14 protein-coding genes are annotated in these 16,117 nt (G+C 33.4%); 6 read left to right on the forward strand and 8 right to left on the reverse strand.

Going from position 1 to position 16,117, the window contains the following annotated elements; all coding sequences use genetic code 11:
* Positions 1–136: 136 nt before the first annotated feature.
* The gene (locus tag FDY99_RS16905) at positions 137–748 is read left to right on the forward strand and encodes an alpha-ketoglutarate-dependent dioxygenase AlkB family protein (RefSeq protein ID WP_139422954.1); all 612 of its coding nucleotides are present in this window, start codon (positions 137–139) and stop codon (positions 746–748) included.
* Positions 749–992: 244 nt separating this feature from the next.
* On the opposite strand, the gene FDY99_RS16910 is transcribed toward FDY99_RS16905, so the two are convergent.
* The 4 genes from FDY99_RS16910 to FDY99_RS16925 form a co-directional block, all read right to left on the reverse strand.
* Entirely contained in the window at positions 993–2,852 is a 1,860-nt protein-coding gene (locus FDY99_RS16910; protein WP_139422955.1) for a CocE/NonD family hydrolase, read from the reverse strand.
* 102 nt (positions 2,853–2,954) lie between these two features.
* Positions 2,955–5,726: an outer membrane beta-barrel protein gene (locus tag FDY99_RS16915; RefSeq protein ID WP_139422956.1), complete on the reverse strand. Its 2,772-nt coding sequence runs from the start codon at positions 5,724–5,726 to the stop codon at positions 2,955–2,957.
* An 83-nt stretch (positions 5,727–5,809) separates the two neighbouring features.
* Positions 5,810–6,229, reverse strand: coding sequence for an SH3 domain-containing protein (locus FDY99_RS16920; RefSeq protein ID WP_066679244.1), 420 nt, complete (start codon positions 6,227–6,229; stop codon positions 5,810–5,812).
* A 6-nt stretch (positions 6,230–6,235) separates the two neighbouring features.
* A complete protein-coding gene (locus tag FDY99_RS16925; RefSeq protein ID WP_139422957.1) occupies positions 6,236–6,727 on the reverse strand; it encodes a BON domain-containing protein in 492 nt (163 codons plus the stop codon).
* A gap of 215 nt (positions 6,728–6,942) precedes the next feature.
* Here FDY99_RS16925 and FDY99_RS16930 point away from each other — a divergent pair, with 215 nt between their 5' ends.
* The 3 genes from FDY99_RS16930 (at position 6,943) to FDY99_RS16940 (ending at position 9,926) form a co-directional block, all read left to right on the forward strand.
* The gene (locus FDY99_RS16930) at positions 6,943–8,193 is read left to right on the forward strand and encodes a dicarboxylate/amino acid:cation symporter (RefSeq protein ID WP_139422958.1); all 1,251 of its coding nucleotides are present in this window, start codon (positions 6,943–6,945) and stop codon (positions 8,191–8,193) included.
* Between the two features lie 396 nt (positions 8,194–8,589).
* A complete protein-coding gene (locus FDY99_RS16935) occupies positions 8,590–9,303 on the forward strand; it encodes a phytanoyl-CoA dioxygenase family protein (RefSeq protein ID WP_139422959.1) in 714 nt (237 codons plus the stop codon).
* A gap of 41 nt (positions 9,304–9,344) precedes the next feature.
* Complete coding sequence (locus FDY99_RS16940; protein WP_139422960.1) at positions 9,345–9,926, forward strand: hypothetical protein; 582 nt, start codon at positions 9,345–9,347, stop codon at positions 9,924–9,926.
* A gap of 61 nt (positions 9,927–9,987) precedes the next feature.
* On the opposite strand, the gene FDY99_RS16945 is transcribed toward FDY99_RS16940, so the two are convergent.
* The gene (locus tag FDY99_RS16945; protein WP_139422961.1) at positions 9,988–12,789 is read right to left on the reverse strand and encodes a GH92 family glycosyl hydrolase; all 2,802 of its coding nucleotides are present in this window, start codon (positions 12,787–12,789) and stop codon (positions 9,988–9,990) included.
* Positions 12,790–12,915: 126 nt separating this feature from the next.
* Here FDY99_RS16945 and FDY99_RS16950 point away from each other — a divergent pair, with 126 nt between their 5' ends.
* Positions 12,916–14,019, forward strand: coding sequence for an Mrp/NBP35 family ATP-binding protein (locus FDY99_RS16950; RefSeq protein ID WP_102981330.1), 1,104 nt, complete (start codon positions 12,916–12,918; stop codon positions 14,017–14,019).
* A 42-nt stretch (positions 14,020–14,061) separates the two neighbouring features.
* Complete coding sequence (locus FDY99_RS16955) at positions 14,062–14,310, forward strand: NifU family protein (RefSeq protein WP_074229552.1); 249 nt, start codon at positions 14,062–14,064, stop codon at positions 14,308–14,310.
* Positions 14,311–14,503: 193 nt separating this feature from the next.
* On the opposite strand, the gene FDY99_RS16960 is transcribed toward FDY99_RS16955, so the two are convergent.
* The 3 genes from FDY99_RS16960 to FDY99_RS16970 form a co-directional block, all read right to left on the reverse strand.
* Entirely contained in the window at positions 14,504–14,887 is a 384-nt protein-coding gene (locus FDY99_RS16960; RefSeq protein WP_139422962.1) for a barstar family protein, read from the reverse strand.
* 128 nt (positions 14,888–15,015) lie between these two features.
* A complete protein-coding gene (locus FDY99_RS16965) occupies positions 15,016–15,210 on the reverse strand; it encodes a hypothetical protein (protein ID WP_139422963.1) in 195 nt (64 codons plus the stop codon).
* 372 nt (positions 15,211–15,582) lie between these two features.
* Positions 15,583–16,047 carry a hypothetical protein gene (locus tag FDY99_RS16970; protein WP_139422964.1) on the reverse strand — a complete coding sequence of 155 codons (465 nt, stop codon included), beginning with the start codon at positions 16,045–16,047 and terminating at the stop codon, positions 15,583–15,585.
* Positions 16,048–16,117 lie beyond the last annotated feature (70 nt).

Here is a 16,117-nt window from a genome sequence, read left to right on the forward strand (position 1 = left end):
ATCTATTTTCAATAATAAAATTTACTTGAACATTATGATTCTGTAGGAAGCTCAACAGTTGAAATAATAATATTGCTTAGATTTCTCCGGAATGACAAACTAAGTGTTTATAATAGTAATTAATTTTAGTTTAATCATGAATAATTTGTTCGACGAAATTCAAGATTTTCCCATCAATATCCTTCCCAAAGACGGTGTCACAGAATATTATGGAAAGATTTTTTCTGATGAAGAATGCGAAAAATATTATCAATATTTATTCAACCAAATACCTTGGGAAAATGACGAGGCGGTCATCTTTGGAAAACTAATCTATACCAAGAGAAAAGTTGCCTGGTTTGGTGAAAAAGCATTTGAATATACTTACTCAAACCGAACAAAATATGCAAAACTCTGGAGTCTTGAATTACTGCAATTAAAACAAAAATGCGAAGAAGTTTCAGGAGAAACTTACAATTCATGTCTTCTGAATTTATACCACGACGGAAGCGAAGGAATGGCGTATCACAGCGACGGCGAAAAAGATTTGAAAAAACACGGAGAAATTGCTTCTCTAACTTTCGGAGCAGAAAGAAAGTTTTCTTTTAAACATAAGATTTCCAAAGAAAGAATTGATATTTCGTTGCAGAACGGAAGTTTATTGGTGATGAAAGGAATAACGCAGGAAAACTGGCTGCATCGACTTCCACCAACGACAAAAGTAAAAACTCCTAGAGTAAATTTGACTTTTAGAACTATTGAGGAATGAACTTTTTTTAACGCAAGTTTATAATGTAAAGTTTGTCATTCCGTAGGAATCTAGACTCATTTATTAAAAATTAAACTTAAAAATAAGGCTTAGATTCCTACGGAATGACAAATGTGATGTAGAATTTTTCTCTCGCAGATTAAGCAAATTTTGCAGATGATTGTATTAAAAAATCTGCGTTATCTGCAAAATCTGCGAGAGAATTAAAACAAAAAAAGCTGTTCAAATCGAACAGCTTCCTTATTTATTTTAAAACCTCAACCTCAATTGCCGAGTCTTCAAAGATTTTTATAAAAGCTTTAGTATAATCTTCTTTCGTTGCAAAATTAGGATTGTCTAAAAATTTCTGCGGGTTGATCGCAAAAAGAGGAAACCAAGTCGAGCTGATTTGTATCTGTATTTTATGCCCTTTCTTAAAAGTATGAACAACATCCTGCAATCTGAAATTCACGACAGTTTTCTGATTAGCAACCAAAGCTTCTCCTTTTTCTCTGGAGTTTCTGAATCTTGCAGGCATAATCTCACTTCTTACCATTTGATGATAATTTCCGTAGATTACGCCGTCTTTCTTTTCAGTAGGTTTAAAGTCTTCAGGATAAACATCGATCAATTTCACTGCAAAATCGGCATCGGTGGAAGTTGAAGCGATATTTAATTTAGCCAAAATTTCTCCTGCGAAAGTCATGTCTTCTGTTAAAACATCGGTGGTGAAAGTCAAAACATCGGGTCTTCCGACAGCGAATCTTTGATCTTCCGACATATAATTTCTTGGCGTAAATCCGTTAAAATCTTTCAGATTATCAGAACTTAAAACTGGGTTGTTTGGGTCACTGTAATATTCTGAAAACCCTTGTTGGGCAGTATTTTTTAAAGTTCCGTTGGCTAAATAAAAGTTAACTTTTTTAGCTTCTTTTGGAGGATACGTTGCAAATTCTCTCCATTGTTTTGCTCCGGTATCGTACATTAAAGCTTCAGGCAATCCTGCATCTTTTTTAGAATCACCTTTCAGATAATGATTGAAAAATTTCGTTTCAACATTTTTCTGATAATACGTTGCGATGCTGTCACCGAAATAAATCTGATTATGAAAATGTTTTCCTTCTTCGCGTCCCCAACCTCCGTGAGAAAATGGTCCCATCGCGATAGTATTTTTGGCTTTCGGGCTTGTCTTTTCAATGGTTTTGTAAATATTTAAAGGTCCTGAAAGATCTTCTGCATCAAACCATCCACCAACGGTCATTACTGCATGATTGATGTTTTTAAGATGTGGCAAAAGATTTCTTTTCTGCCAAAATTCATCAAAATTGGGATGAAACATAATTTCGGTCATGAAGAAATTATTTTTGTAGTATTTTTCATAACCATCTTTCAAAGTTCCCATGTCTCTGTAGAATTTTAAACCGTCTTCAGAAGTGGCTTTAATCATAGAATCGGTGTACCAGGCTTTGTTTTCTGCTTTCGTTTTCTGAACTCCAAAAACAGGAAATGTTTTAAAATAACCCAACATAAATCTTCCATTGTGCATAAAATCGTCGTTCCAGAAATCTGAGATCGGAGCTTGCGGAGAAGATGCCACCAAAGCCGGATGTTGCGCCAAAGTACCTACCGCAGTGTAAAATCCGGGATATGAAGTTCCGAACTGACCGACTTTTCCGTTGTTGTTTTTGATATTTTTAACCAAATATTCTACCGTGTCGTAGGTATCTGTACTTTCGTCAACATCTTTCTTGGTTTTTCTCTCAACCTGTGGAGTCATATTCGTGAAGATCCCTTCACTCATATATCTTCCGCGAACATCCTGATACACAAAAATATATTTGTCTTTCATCAAAAACTGATTTGGGCCAATTCTCTGTTTGTATTCATTTTCACCATAAGGCGCAATATTATAGCAGGTTCTCTGCATCAAAAAAGGATATTTATTCTTATTTGAAATATCTTTCGGAATGTAAACTGCTGTAAATAATTTTGTACCATCACGCATTGGAATATAAAATTCCTGCTTGGTGTAATTGTCTTTTACATACGTGTCTTTTGGCGGTGTGTTTTGCGCTGTTCCCACAAAAAACAAAAACATCAACAACATTGAAAAGTAGTTCTTCATTGATAAAAATTTTGATGCTAATTTATTAATAAAATAATTAGCTTAATATTACAAAAAAAGACCAGAATTTCTTCTGATCATTTAAATATATAAACGTTGGTTTTATTTTACGTCAGCTTTCTTTCCTGCAAATTTGTTGAGTTTCATGGTTAAAGAAAACATGACATAACGTTTTAGAATTAAATCTTCTCTGTCTTCAAAGTACGTGTTGGTAATGGTACGTCTTACACTTTGGTTTTGATTAAGAACATCATATACTTTCACTTTAGCGGTTAACTGCTTGTTGAAAAATGAATATCCCAAACTTGTATTCCAGAAGTAGAAGTCTCTTTTGAAACCGGGAGCAATGTTTGAAGTGGTATTGTATTCAAAATCATTTCCGAAGACAAGTTTAGTTTTAAAAATATAATTGGTCAATTCCATTTTAAGGATCTGATTGCTTGTTTTCACATTTCCAACACTGTAATTGCTGTATTCGGAGAAATTATAGCCTAATGAATATGAGGGTTTGATGGTGAATTTTTCTTTCAATTCATACGTCAGATTAAAACCCGGGTTAATGCTGTATGTTTCACTGGTAAACTGCTGTGTGTTGATAAAACCTCTGTTGTAGCCATAATTCATATTAAATCTAGGGTTTAAAATAAGTTTATTCTGCTTCCATTTGAATGTTTTAGAAAAGCCACCACCAAGGTTTACATATTTGTTTCCACTTATATTGACGTAGGTAGAAAACTGCTTTCCAGAATCGTCATAGTAAGAATAGTTGGTCACATCATTATTATAGTAGTTGAAACTTAAGCTCATATAATAGTTCATGTTTTTCAAGATATTATAATTGCTGTAATAGATATAAGATGAGTTTTGCCACCTGTTTTTCAAATCTGGATTTCCTTTGTAAGTAATCAAAGGATTCATATTGTCTGTGAACGGAGTGAGCTGTTCTGCAGTAGGAATTGAAAACTCTGCACTATTGTAAATACTCAGACTTTTATTCTCTGAAAACTGATATTGAAGATTTAAACTATAGCCGGGCAAAGTAAAGTTGTTTTGAAAGTTGTATCGCTGACTGTTGAAAAACGAATTCACATTCATATCTGTAATATCCAAATTGGCCGATGCCCAAAAATTGATTTTCTTTTTATTGAGTTCATAAGATATTTCAGGTTTAAATTGGCTGTTTTTTTGGCTCATCGTATTCGATAAAGCATCATTATAGTCAGAATATTGGCCGTTACTCAAATCAAAATCATTGACATCTCTTAAATTTCTGGTTAATTTATTTTCGTAAGTTAAATTCACAGTTACATTTGATGAATCGGATAAAGGCTCAGAATAGGCTGTTGTAAAACGGTATCTGTTGGTTTGGTTTTTTGTCTTGGAAACTTGATTTCTTATATCATTTGGATCTGTGGTTTGGTAGAAAATAGTTTGTGAATTATTGGTATTTTCCCTTTTAGATTCTGAGATCGTAGTGTTGATATTAGCTGACCAAACACGGCCTTTCTTTTTAAATTTCCTTGAGAAATAAAGGTTGGGCGAGAAATTATTGTTCTCCGTTTTAGAACTTGTAAAAGATTCGCTTTCATTCAGAAGTAAATCATTTTTTAGAGTAGATGATTTTGAATTGCTGAAATTAAAACCTTCTGTTCGTGAAAAGTTGGGTGAGAAATAAATGTTGGTAAGAGAATCTATTTTTATTCTTGCTGAAGTAGCAAAACTATACTGTTGGCTATCATTTTCTCCGTTGCTTTCTGTGTTGGTTTTTAAAGTAAATTCTGGTAATAAAGTGGTTCTGAAAACTCTTGATCTTGTTTCGAGATTATTATCGATATGCATTACACTCAAAGATTCCAAATCTGTTTTTTTGTCGAATTTATCACTGTAATTAAATCCTATTGTCGTACTGCGCTGAATTCCTTTGGTATTGTTTCCGCCTTGTGTGTAATAGGTATTTCCACCGTCACTAATTACAGATCCACCCTGCATGAGCCATGAATTTCTTCCGTGTCCCATGCTGTCGAAAACCTCATCATTAGAAAATCCCTGAGAATTGATATTGTTTGAGGAAGTCAAAAGACTGATCTTTGAATCTTTTTTAAAATAACTTAAAAGTAAGCTGCCTTCATAGCGCTCATCAGAGCCATAACCAACGGTTAAACGCGATAGTAAACCTTTGTTTTTCTTTTCGTCGATAGTAAAATTGATGGTGGTATTCTTGGATTTCGGAGCTTTGCCACTCAATTCCTCTTCTTTGGTTTTTGTAGTGGTAAACTGAATATTTTTAATAATATCTGCCGGAAGATTTTGTAAAGCTATTTTCCCGTCTTTGTCAAAAAATGGTTTTCCGTTCATCATAATCTGGTCGACTTCTTTTCCGTTAACGGTAATTTTTCCGTCGTTGCTTATTTCAACACCCGGAATCTGTTTTAAAAGTTCTTCAATTTTACTGTCTGGTCTTACTTTTATTGCCGAAGCATTAAACTCGATCGTATCTTTTTTAATTTTAACAGGCGAAGCTGAAATTGTTACTTCTTCAATATTTTGAACAGAGTTTTTCTCCAGTTCAATTTCTCCCAGTGAAACCGATTGTTTAATAACATCAAAACTTTTTGAGTACGTTATATATCTTTCAGCATCAATTTTTAGAATAGTTGATTCGGAGAGCTCATCAGTTTTTAGAGAGAATTTTCCTTCGCTGTTGGTTGGTGTGTAATTGACAATGGAGGAATCTTTTTGTTTCAATAAATAAACGGTGACATTTTCAATTGGTTTTTTTTCAAAGTTTAAAACTTTTCCGTCTATGCTTAATTTTTGCGCATTTAATAACAAATTGCTGATTACAAAGAGCAGTAACCAAAACTTTTTCTCCATTTATTGATTTTTATGGCGCAAAAGTAATAAAAAAACATCCCTTTAATGGGATGTTTATAGTTAAAGTGAGTTAATTCTTAAAATTAAGCTTTCAAATATCTTGAATAAGCATAACCTTCCTGTCCATCGGCAGTTTTTACTTTCCACCAATCGTCTGAAGTTTGCTCTACTAAAGTTACAGAAGCTCCTTTAGCTGCTTTTCCTACAACTGCAGCTTCAGTAGAAGGCTCTTGTCTGATGTTCAGATTAGATTCTTCGGTAGCAACCGTAAGATTTGCACCTGCAGCAAGACCTGCAACCTGCACGTCGATATTAATATCTGAAGCAGAATACGTAGAATCAATTGCTCCTAAAGCATTCCAAACTGCATCTTTTGCAGCGGTGTTTGATGCATTTCCGGAAACATAAAGAATTCCGTCCTGCTCCTGAACCTGTAAATTTGAAACTCCTGCAGACTGAGCCGCAGAAACTACACTTGAATATTTATCTTGTAATGTGCTCATCTTTAATTATTTTACAACTAAGTTATTGTTATATTTTCCAACTTTTAAAGCATCCACAGATTCTTTAATTTTTCTAGCCTGAACAGAAGATACGTTTCCTGTAAGCGTTAATTCTCCGTTTACAACTTCTACCTTTACAGTAGGGAAATCTTTTACAGCATCCTGTACTTTTTTCTGAACCATAGGATCTACAGCTGAAGCAGTTTCTACAGGTGGTGGTGGAGGTGGAACTGATTCTACAGTTGCCATATCATGTACATCTTTTACTCCTTTTATTTCTTTCAGAGATTTTATAGCCGCATCTTTTTCAGCCTGAGTTGCAAAGGTTCCGCCAAGATGGGCAACTCCTTCTTTTACTTCAATAGTTGCAGTAGGACTTGCTGCTACAACAGTTGTTGCCTGAGTCTGAAGATCAGCGTCAGAAACTTTCTTTTTACACGAAATAGCTCCAAATGATACTGCCAAAGCTAAAGCAGACATTGTGATTGTTTTTTTCATAATTAAGATAATTTAATGTTTTCGTTAGACTCAAATGTAATAATAAAATCTATACCAATTATCTAAAAAAATAATAATTCTCAAAAAAATTTTGTTTTAAGTTTTTCATAATCTGAGGTTTAATTTTTTTTTTGAATGATGAAATTATAATGCTTCTTAACAAACTTTTAACCACAATTTTAAAACTATTATATTTGTGGCAATTGATAATAAATATGAAAGGACAAAACAAACTATTTTTTGCCATCATCATTGCACTTATTTTAGGTGTAGTAATTGGAGGCTTGGTTCATTTACAATATCCTGCAAGCGCAGAACCGTTTTCGAAAAATATAAAACTCCTTGGAACTATTTTCATCAGACTGGTTCAGATGATTATTGCACCTTTGGTTTTCACGACTTTGGTGGTGGGAATTGCCAAAATGAGCGATATTAAAATGATTGGTAGAGTAGGATCTAAAGCGATGCTTTGGTTTATTTCTGCATCTCTTGTTTCTCTTTTCATAGGTTTGATTTTGGTAAACTGGCTTGAACCGGGACATGTAACCAAACTTCCGATACAGGATACTGCTTCTGCAGAAGAGCTTTTAAAATCGAGCAAAGGGTTTTCTATGGAAGATTTTGTAAAGCACGTTGTTCCTAAAAGTATTTTTGAAGCTTTTGCAACAAACGAAGTACTTCAGATTGTAGTTTTCTCAATTATGTTTGGGGTAGCTTTAGCTAATTTGGGAGACGAATATGCACAACCTGTTATTAAATTATTTGATGTGGTTGCTCATGCGATTCTAAAAATGGTGGGTTACATCATGTGGTTTGCACCACTCGGTGTTTTAGGGGCAATTGCAGCTGTTGTCGCGACCAATGGTTTTGAAATATTTAAGGTATATGCCATTTATCTGAGAGACTTTTTCTTTGCTATTGCCGTTCTTTGGCTTGTTTTATTGATTGTAGGATATTTAATTTTAGGAAACCGTCTTTTTGATCTATTAAAAAGAATTAAATCACCTTTGCTGATTGCTTTTTCTACAACAAGTTCGGAAGCTGTTTTCCCTAAATTGGTTGAAGAATTAGAAAGATTTGGCTGTAATAATAGAGTAGTGTCGTTTATCTTACCTTTAGGATATTCGTTTAATTTGGATGGAAGTATGATGTACATGACTTTTGCATCGATTTTTATCGCTCAGATTTACGGAATTGAAATGTCTATCGGGCAACAAATAACAATGCTTTTGGTGTTGATGTTAACGTCAAAAGGAATTGCAGGAGTTCCGAGAGCATCTTTGGTAATTATCGTTGCGACTTGCTCGATGTTTGGAATTCCACCGGAAGGAATTGCTTTAATTCTTCCTATCGATCACTTCTGCGATATGGCGAGAAGTATGACCAATGTGTTAGGAAATGCTTTAGCAACTTCTGCCGTTTCAAAGTGGGAAGGTCAGCTCGAAAACCATGGCGGAGATATGTAGAATGTTAATTTAGATAAAATAAAAAATGGTCAATAATGAAGATTAAAAATTCATTATCGGCCTTTTTTTATTTGAAGCTTTATCCCGCTTTCCATTATATCTTTTGGGTTACGGGTTCCGCTTCGCTCCACCCGCAACCCAAAAGGATGTCATTCCAATCGGGGCTATGAGAGCAGTTGTCTATTTGAAGTATCTTCAAAGTTTGTCATTCTGAAAGAATCGAGGAAAGAATCTTTTCATTTTTTCTAATATTATAATTAAGATTTCTCCGAAATAATAAATATAATATTCCTTTGCTTAGTGGAACGCCTTTGCGAACGAAAAATATTTTCAAACATTTAAAAAAAATCTTTGCGATCTTTGCGTTTAAAATAGATTCGAAAAAAAACAGATCAAATGAATTTCCAAAATCATAAAAACTCAATTATAGAAAACGGCTTCACAGTCATCAACAATATTTTTTCAGAAGATGAAATTGAAAAAATAAGCGAAGTTATTCAAAATATCGATACTTCAAAAGAAACATTCAGAAAATCGGAAGACCTCTTTGCAATCAGACAATTTTTAAAAGAAGTTCCCGATGTGAAAGATTTAATTTTTAATAAAAATTTAAAAGAAATCATTAAAGAAATTTTCGGTGAAAAGTATTTTACTGTAAAAAGCATTTATTTCGATAAACCTGAAAAATCAAACTGGTATGTTGCCTACCATCAGGATTTGACGATTTCTGTTGACAAGAAAATTCAATTGGAAAATTTCGGACCTTGGACGACCAAACAGAATCAGTTTGCCGTACAACCACCTTTAGATATTCTTGAAAATATTTTCACGATAAGAATTCATTTAGATGATACTGATGAAAATAATGGTGCATTAAAAATTGTTCCGAAATCCCATTCAAAAGGAATTTACAGACCCGAAACAATCGACTGGAATGTAGAAACAGAAAATATCTGCAGCGTAGAAAAAGGAGGAATTATGATTATGAAACCTTTGCTTCTTCACGGTTCCAACCGTACTACAAATGGAAAGAAAAGGAGAGTGATTCATATTGAGTTTTCTGATAAAGAATTGCCAGAGGAATTGAATTGGTCAGAAAGAATAAATTAAAATAAACATAGATGATTAAACGAAATTGGCTTCTGATTCCAATGATAATTATTGGATTTTATTATAATCTATGGAGAATCCAAAATGCAGATACAGAAATGGTATTTCAAGAGTTTATTTATGGATTTCTGCTTTTATTATTTTTAATTTTTCTTGGTTTTAGCATTAACAAAGATTTCAAAAAATATAAGATTTCGAAATCATTTAAAAGCTATATTCCTTCTGTAATTGGTTTTTTGATCTTAATCTCTTTCGGAATAAATGCTCTGATACTGTGCTTGAGAGATAGTTCTTCTGTCGTAATTCAGGCAAGTTATGATGGAGGTTATAATGGTGCTTGGTTTGAATTTAGGGAAGACGGAACATATAAATTTGTAGATCATGCCGGAATTGGAGCAGATATTACAAGAGGAAATTATGAAATAAAAGACTCACTCATCACACTTGATAAAAACAAAATAGGAAATGTAATTGTTTCAAATAAGCTTGCAATTAGGGATGAAAATTATGGAGATTCTAAAAAAGTAAAATTGTTATATCAGATTGATGAAAAACATTCTGTTATAAAAAGGGACTTTAAGTTTTTTATTCATGAAGAAGTTGAAGATTTAGAAAAGTCATAACAACTAAAACAAAAACCTCTTTCCAATTGAAAGAGGTTTCATTATTTTAAGTTTAAAATTCTTATTTCACGGAAATCTCATCCACAAAAACATAAGCTTCTCCACCTGCACCTTGATGCCATTCCGGAAGCTTGCCGAAGTGATACGCTTTTACTTTTACATATCTTGCTTCAGTTGGAAGAACAGTAGTTTTGAAATCTTTTACCTGAACATTGGTGTCTTTAGGATCAATATTATTTTCTAAAGTTTTCAGAAGGATGAAGGTTTTGCCATCCATTGAAGCGTAGTATTCTACTTTTTTAGGCATTAAGATCCAAGCTCTGCTGTCTTGTAAATACGTTGAAGAAATTTCATTGATCTGCTGTGGAGATTTAAAATCAATAATTGCTTCTACAGTTTGACCTTGGTAACCTTGCCATTCACCTTTTCTCCAGTTGACATCTCCGTTGATTCCGTCGATGATTGCCAATTTTCCTCCTGCTGTATATTGTGGATTTACGGTTGCATTGATCGCTACATCCCAATGATTAGGCCTTCTGTTGAAGTTGGCTGTGGTAATTCCGCTTTTCTCACCATTTCTTTCAGCATACGTGGAAACCTGTGTTGTTTTGTTGATGGTGAACGGTTCTTTATACACTTTAAAAGTTTTTCTTACGTTGGCATCACTTTCATTCAAAGTCATATAATATACTTTATCTTTCTCATTCAGCGGAGTGATTTTTACCTGAGTGGTAAACTCAAAAAGACGGTCTCCACTGATAACAGGTGAAGCAGTCTGTTCTGCATATTTCATGTCTTTAACAGGTTTTATATTTTCAAAACCTAGTTTTTTAAGTTCACTTTTCGGAGTGTTTTTAGTGATGATTCTTGTAGATCCGTCTTCTAAATGTAATTTTACCTCATCAAAATATGGCGTTACCGTTTCCCATTCAGGTTTTCCAGGAGTTACAGAATAAATTCCCATCGAGCTTAAAATAAACCATGCGCTCATTTGTCCGCAATCTTCATTTCCAATCAATCCATCTGGAGTGTTTTTGTAGAAATTATCAAGAATAAATTTGATTTTTTCTTCTGTTTTCTGAGGTTTATCAACGAAATTATAAAGATAAGCGATGTGATGACTCGGCTCGTTTCCTTGTGCGTATTGTCCAATCAATCCGGTAATATCTACCTGTTCTCTACCTGTTGTTTTGTCTAAAGCTGAGAAAATAGCATCAATAAACTGTTCAAATTTTTCTTTTCCACTATGAGCTTGAATCAATCCCGGAATATCCTGCGGAACGAAATATGAATAATGCCAAGAATTTCCTTCTGTGTAATTGTTGTTGACTTCACTCGGATCAAAAGGTTCGTACCAGTTTCCGTTTTTTCTTGCCTGCATAAAACCATTCTTTGGATTGTAAAGATTTTTCCAATTCTGAGAACGTTTCATGAAATATTCGTAATCTTCTTTTTTGTTTAAAATTTTCGCCATTTGAGCGATACACCAATCGTCATAAGCATATTCCAACGTTTTAGAAACACTTTCATGCTCATCATCAATGCTGATGTAATTTTTCTGTTTATAAGCATTTAAACCAAAAATATCCTGCATCGCCGAATTTTTTGAAGCTTCAAAAGCTTTTTCATAATCAAAACCGGTGATTCCTTTCGCCATTGCATCAGCAATTACAGAAACTCCGTGATATCCAATCATACATTCGGTTTCGTTAGAAGCCAGTTCCCAAACCGGAATTCTTCCGCCTTGTTCACGCTGTTTGATAAAAGTATTTACAAAATCTGCGGTTCTCTTTTTGTCAATTAATGTCATCAAAGGATGCGCTCCTCTGAAAGTATCCCAAAGTGAGAAAACAGAATAATATCCGAAATCATTTGCTGTGTAAAACTTGTTGTCTCTTCCACGGTATTTTCCGTCAACATCCATATTGATATTCGGTTGCGTGAAAACGTGATACATTGCAGTGTAGAAAATTGCTAGTTTGTTTTTATCTTCAGATTTTACTTCAATTTTAGAAAGTTCTTTATTCCAGTCTGCAACTGCTTGATTTTGAATTTCACTGAAATTATTTGATTTTCCTTCAGCCAACATATTTTTTGCTGCTCCTTCGTAACCAGTCGGAGAAATCGCCACTTTTACACTTATTTTTTCACCTTTTTTAACTGCTGAGGTAAATGCTAAAGCTAATTTAGTTCCAGAAAAAGTATTGTTTTCGTTTTTACCGTTAAAGCTTTTACCTGAAACTTTCATCGGTTTTGAAAACTCAATTCTTGCATAAATATATTGGTTGGTTGCCCAAGCTTCACTTCTTCTGAAAACCTCAATCGTTTTGCTGTCGATAATTCTTACTTCACCATCTAGAAGTTTATCTCTGTGGTTTAAATCTAAAATAATATTGGCATTTCCTGCTTTATTGAATTTATATTCGTGATAACCGACTCTTGTGGTGGTCGTCAAACGAACATCGATGTTGTTTTTGTCTAATTTAACTGAATAAAAACCAGCCGTTGCTTTTTCGTTCTTATGAGAAAATTTTGATGAATATTCTTTTGGAGTTAAACCCGGTTTTCCCATTGTTGGCATCAACATAATGTCTCCGTAATCTGAAACTCCAGTTCCGTTCAAGTGGGTATGAGAAAATCCGTAGATTACAGAATCTGAATAATGATAACCGCTACAGCCGTCCCAACTTCCGTCTATTCTTGTGTCCGGAGAAAGTTGTACCATTCCGAAAGGCACAATTGCACCCGGAAAAGTATGTCCGTGACCGCCCGTTCCGATAAAAGGATTTACATATTGCGAATAATTTTGTGAAAATGAATTATGAGCAATTAATCCTAAAAGAACGAATAATATTTTTTTCATGGTTTAAAATTAAAATCGTGCCTAAAATACATAAAAATTAGGTTTGCAAAAGAATTTATCTATCATACTCTTTGTTGATTCTAAATAGCTAAAATTTCCGTAAATTTGTGCTCAATTTATATTTTTATGTTGACTAAAGAAAAGATTCAGGATTTCCTTAAAGAAATTGAAGTTGATGACTTGGTGTCTAATTTTCAAGTAATGGGGAATGACGTTTATATAGATATGACAGCGCATTCGCCGGCAATGCACGAAAAGAAAAAGCTTGAAGCCGCAATGAAGCAGGCTTTTGCAAGTGAATTTGGTGAAGAGATCAATCTTAAACTGAAAATAGTTTCTCCGGAACCAAGTGAAGTTCAGCTAAGCCAGATCAAAGGAAAACAAATCCCTGGAATTCAAAATATTATTGCCATCGCATCAGGAAAAGGTGGTGTTGGTAAGTCTACCGTTTCTGCAAACCTTGCGGTAACTTTAGCAAAAATGGGTTTTAAAGTAGGAATTTTAGATGCTGATATTTACGGACCATCTGTTCCTACGATGTTTGATACAGAAGGTCAAAAGCCAATTTCTGTTGACGTGAACGGGAAAAGCTTAATGAAACCTATCGAAAATTACGGTGTGAAAATGCTTTCCATCGGATATTTTTCAGGTGCAAATCAAGCGGTAGTTTGGAGAGGACCAATGGCTTCTAAAGCTTTAAACCAAATGATCAGAGATGCAGCTTGGGGAGAATTAGATTTCTTATTGATCGACCTTCCTCCAGGAACAGGTGATATTCATTTGTCTATTATTCAGGAAGTTCCGGTAACTGGAGCCGTGATCGTAAGTACACCTCAACACGTTGCTTTGGCGGACGTTAGAAAAGGAATTGCGATGTTTAATATGGAAAGTATCAACATTCCTGTTCTTGGATTGATAGAAAACATGGCGTATTTTACACCGGAAGAATTACCTGACAATAAATATTATATCTTTGGAAACCAAGGAGCGCAATATTTAGCCGAAGATTTAGGAATTCCTGTTTTAGGAGAAATTCCTTTGATTCAGAGTATTAGAGAAGCAGGAGATGTAGGAAGACCTGCAGCTTTGCAGGAAGGTTCTAAAATCGCTGAGATTTATACAGAAACTGCGAAGAAAATGGTAGAGAGCTTACTAGAAAGAAATAAGTTTCTTCCGCCAACTGAAGCCGTGAAAATTTCAACAATGGCAGGTTGCTCACCAAAAAAATAATTAAAATAATTTCAAATACATTTTTGAAAACCAAACCCAAATATGGAGACAAATACAACACACGAAGACACTGTAACCCGAGTAATGGAAGCTCTGGAAAGCATTCGTCCGTTTTTGAATAAAGACGGCGGTGATATTGAGCTTTTGGATGTAAAAGACAATACTGTTTTTGTAAAGCTTTTAGGAAACTGTTCAGCCTGTTCTCTTAATTTCTCAACATTGAAATTAGGTGTAGAAAACAGCATCAAACAACATGCTCCTGAAATTGAAAAGGTAGTAAATGTAGAGTAAAAAATAAGACAATATATTTTTTGAAGACAGATCTTGAAGGTCTGTCTTTTTTTGTTTTTAGTGAAAAATGTAACATCAAACCTTGACAAGGTTATTATCCACCTACTGATTAAGCTTAAATTTTATCTAAATCAATAGGAGCGGGCTTTAGCCCGTTCAAAAATTTGAAAATTCGTTTGGCTTTAGCCAAAACTTACTGCAAGTTTATTTCAACATTAAAATCTTCAAAAGTTTGCAGTATTTCATTGAATTTAGATTTGAAAAGTTTCTTGCTTTTCTGATGGTTTTTCCAAGTGAGTTTTTTAATTGATTCAACTCCAAAATCTCCTCTCAAACAATCGTAAAGAGCCAGAATGTTTCTTCCAAAATATCCTGCAACTCCATTGATTTCTTCACCAAGCGTACAAAAAAACTCATCAAGATTATTAAAATAATCTCCGTCAATTTCTATTATTAAGTTTTCTTTTATTGGTTCAGTATTCATATTGTTTAAAGCAAAAACTAACCAACCCTGTAATTCATTGTTTTCAAAACTTTTCCAAATGTTTTTAGCATTAATTTGGTTATTCATCTTCATTTTCCATGCTTTATAGTAACCTTTTGGTTGATGCCAAACATATCCACTCAAGCTGAGATTATTCTTCTCTGATTTTGAAATTTTAATATTACTGATAAATGTTCCTGTAATAATCGAATTATTCTGATCTAAAGATAAATAGAACCTTGGTTGTCAAAACTGGCAATCGATTTTTCTATTTCTAATTTTAATTGTGCTGGATTTTCAACATTAATTAGCCTGAGTTTGCGAAAACCAAAATTGGTTTTATTGCTTTCGAGATTTTTCACATCTTCAATTAGAGAAATGATTTGTGGCTCTTCGAGTGTATCAAATGCAAACATATAACTATTTTTAGAGTTAATTTTTTTTAATTGTACTCCTGTAAGACTTTAATACAGTTTTTCAAATCGGATAACCATTCAGTATTAATGTCTTGATCATGTTTATATTTTTCATAAATATTTATAATGAGTGGAAGATATTGCTCACCGTTTTTGATATTGAGTAAAGTGTCAAAAAATAAAGTGCAGAAATTTTCATTGTGAAGCTCGGAAAATATTATTTTTTCAACTCTTTCGTCATTACGATTTGCAAGACCTTTTATTGCTTCCTGTCTAATCTGATTATTATTTGATAAAGAATTTTTGTATAAAACATTTCTGATTTCTTCATTATCTGTTTCTATCTGTGTCCCTAAGCCAAAAGTTGCCCAATCAATCTCTAATTTTAGAACTTTTATCCTGAGCCAATTCTATGAGCATATCAATTGCTATCTTTTTTTCTACCCCAAGCAAAGAGAAGGTTAAAGCATATCTCACATCTGTTGATTTTGAGTTTTTAAACTTTTCTAAAATTTTAAGATGTTTTATTTTTAAATATTCATTATTGTGTCCTATAGCGAATAAACTTGTGAAAATTAAATTTTCGTTATTAAATGTTTCGAAAAAATAAAAGATTTTATCAAACATTTTGTGAATAAAACTTTTTCTATTACTCCCAAGCTGAGATAAAATATCAATTCCAATTTGTTTGGATTTTAAATCGTCAGAATCAATGAGAAGAAAACATTCGGAAATCATCTCTTGAGTAGTAAATTTTCTGAGTTGAAAAATTTGATTCCAATAATTATTATCTTTATATGCTTTTTCGAATAATTTGATTGTTTCCAGAGTGTTCATGTATTTACTAGCAACTTTATGTAAAAATAATAAAATTTAGGCCAACAAAAAGCCCCAGAAAAATTCCGAG

It is taken from the genome of Chryseobacterium mulctrae (assembly GCF_006175945.1).
In the GTDB taxonomy this organism is placed as follows: Bacteria; Bacteroidota; Bacteroidia; order Flavobacteriales; family Weeksellaceae; genus Chryseobacterium; species Chryseobacterium mulctrae.